The following is a 2,469-nucleotide window of genomic DNA, read 5'->3' on the forward strand; positions in this document are numbered from 1 at the left end:
AATTTTAGGGCAAAACCGCGAATATCACGCTCAGCATCAGCAGCGCCGCGCTCACCTGCGACTGTACTAAAACGCGCAAACATCTCCGTCTGCTTACCCACTTCGCTAAAAATATCAGCACGCGTATATTGAGTAATGTCATTGGTGACAGTGAAAGTACCAAACGCGCCCGAACCTTTAGCGTGCATACGGCGCTCTGGAATAACCTCTCGGTTTAGATCAGCGAGCTTTTCGTTAAGCCATAAGTCCTCTGCGAGTAGAGGACCGCGTTTACCAGCGGTTTTGCTATTTTCATTATCAATCACTGGCGCACCATTACTCATGGTCAACGGCGTCATATCGTAAGGGCATTTTTTATCGTTCATGTCGTTCATGGCCATATTCCTTTAGTTATCGTTGTTGCAAGGATAAAGTGAAAGGTAACCTTCACTATCAAAACCCATCATAACAGTTTTGAATCACCTTGCCTCGTTGTGGTATTCCATTACAACCGATTTTCAATTATTTGTATAATAAATTAATCACATACTTTTGATTTATTTTATATAACTATTAACCATTTTCTCATCAACTAAATGCTAACTTAGGACGATAATTTGCTGAAGCAATCCTGTTCAGTTTACTTTTGTGACTATCCAATACATAAAGCTATCGCGCTTTAACGCGGCATCGGGCGGATAGTCAAGATTTGCTCACTACGACCAAACGGCCCGTGTACATCATGCAGCACAGCGCTGGTCAGCCCAATACCGTCATCGCCATATTGTTGCACCGCTTCGATGCCAAGCCAGCGCCCTTTTGGCGCGCGATGCATATGGATTTGCAAATCCGTATTGGGAAACATCCATTGCAATGCTGATAAGCCGAGCCCCAAGCGTGGCACGACGCCATTGGCGGTATCGACCATCCCCATTAGATGTACCAAATCGTCAGTCGTTTCGCCTTCTACCATCTCGACATCATTGGTAATCCATACCATACCACGACCAGCACGGCGGTCGGGCTCGGCAACCAAGCGGACGCTTTCGATAAAACCGCCCGGCCAGCCTTTCATACCATCCCAAACAGGCAAATCCTCAGGCTGATGCAGGGCTTTTTGGTCTTCAAGTCCGGCAATCTCACTAGTATCTTGGGTCAGCAGTCGCCAAGCGCGCGCGATAATAGCATCACGGCCACGACTGCTCATGACCGCTTCGATTAGCTCAATCGTTCTACCCGGACGGATACAACGCGTGGTAACGGTAAACTCATCAAGCGGTATCAAGCCTAAAATATCCAGACTGATACGAGCGATACGCATATTTGCTTGCGGCGCATAACCTTCAAGCTCAGCGGTCAGCAGTCCAGTCGCTGGTGCCATATGCTGCTCGTGTTCATTCCAAGCGCCTTGTGCATGTTTGGTTGGCTGATAATGGGCAACGCTAACGCCACCTTCTAGCTGCTCGCGTTTGATAAACTGATAATAAGCTGGCATGAACATCCTTAATCTAATCTTCTTTATTAATGCTGTATTCTCGACCACTTTAATAGGTTGGTCGTTTTATAATAACGGTTATATTTAATTTACCTTTAGCATTTACTTGGTAAGCTGTTGTTTTCTCATCATGAGCATGGTGCGACTTTTGGCCATTATAAATAGAAAAAACGCCATGACAGCGATAAGCGCACCATATAAGACACTATAATCTTTCATAAATTGCGCAGTGTTCAGCACTAGCATGACAATCAGCACAACGATGGTAAACAGATTAATTTTTAATTGCTTATTAATCTCAGCAAGCGTCGCTTCTGCTAACACAAAGCCTTTTTTCTGCTTATTCATGCTATTTACCTACTTGCGTAACCGGAATGCGCAGCGCTTTTGGCAGACTAAACGTCACGTTTTCTTCGATACCCGATAGCTCACTTGGTAAATCTCCGCCCCAATCTTGCAATTGTTGTAGCACTTCTTGGATTAATATCTCAGGCGCAGACGCGCCAGCAGTAACGCCAACACTTTGAATGCCATCAAACCAGTTTCTATCCATCTCAGTAGCGTTATCAATCAAATAGGCGCGGCAATTCATACGCTCAGCCAACTCACGCAAGCGATTAGAGTTTGACGAGTTTGGCGAACCAACCACCAACACCACTTCACAACGACCGGCTAAATCTTTGACCGCATCTTGGCGGTTTTGAGTGGCGTAGCAGATATCGTCTTTGCGCGGGCCTTGAATACTGGGGAATTTTTCACGCAGTGCATCAATAACGCGCGCGGTATCGTCCATCGAAAGAGTCGTTTGGGTTACAAAGGCCAAATGCTCAGCGTTTTGCACATTTAAAGCCTCAACATCGCTTTCATTTTCGACCAAATGAATTTGCCCGCCGTGGCGACGATTGAAACGCCCCATCGTACCCTCAACCTCAGGGTGCCCTGCGTGACCAATCAATACCGCATCCATACCGTCTTGGGCAAATCGAGCCACCTCG

At 46.3% G+C, this 2,469-nt stretch carries 4 protein-coding genes; all 4 read right to left on the reverse strand.

Going from position 1 to position 2,469, the window contains the following annotated elements; genetic code table 11:
* A partial coding sequence (locus V7D75_RS13830) for a catalase (protein WP_442968972.1) occupies positions 1-365 on the reverse strand: 365 nt, incomplete at its 3' end.
* 293 nt (positions 366-658) lie between these two features.
* Entirely contained in the window at positions 659-1,474 is an 816-nt protein-coding gene (locus tag V7D75_RS13835; RefSeq protein WP_333615027.1) for a thioesterase family protein, read from the reverse strand.
* Positions 1,475-1,576: 102 nt separating this feature from the next.
* Positions 1,577-1,822, reverse strand: coding sequence for a hypothetical protein (locus V7D75_RS13840; RefSeq protein ID WP_191691046.1), 246 nt, complete (start codon positions 1,820-1,822; stop codon positions 1,577-1,579).
* A 1-nt stretch (position 1,823) separates the two neighbouring features.
* Positions 1,824-2,469, reverse strand: a 646-nt coding sequence (gene ispH, locus V7D75_RS13845) for a 4-hydroxy-3-methylbut-2-enyl diphosphate reductase (RefSeq protein WP_333615028.1), incomplete at its 5' end; no start/stop codon positions are given.

This window comes from Psychrobacter sp., assembly GCF_036731945.1.
GTDB lineage: Bacteria > Pseudomonadota > Gammaproteobacteria > Pseudomonadales > Moraxellaceae > Psychrobacter.

Coding starts and splice junctions, on each gene's coding strand:
- V7D75_RS13835 (WP_333615027.1), bottom strand. CDS start 1,474: ATGCCAGCTTATTATCAGTTTATCAAACGCGAGCAGCTAGAAGGTGGC.
- V7D75_RS13840 (WP_191691046.1), bottom strand. CDS start 1,822: ATGAATAAGCAGAAAAAAGGCTTTGTGTTAGCAGAAGCGACGCTTGCT.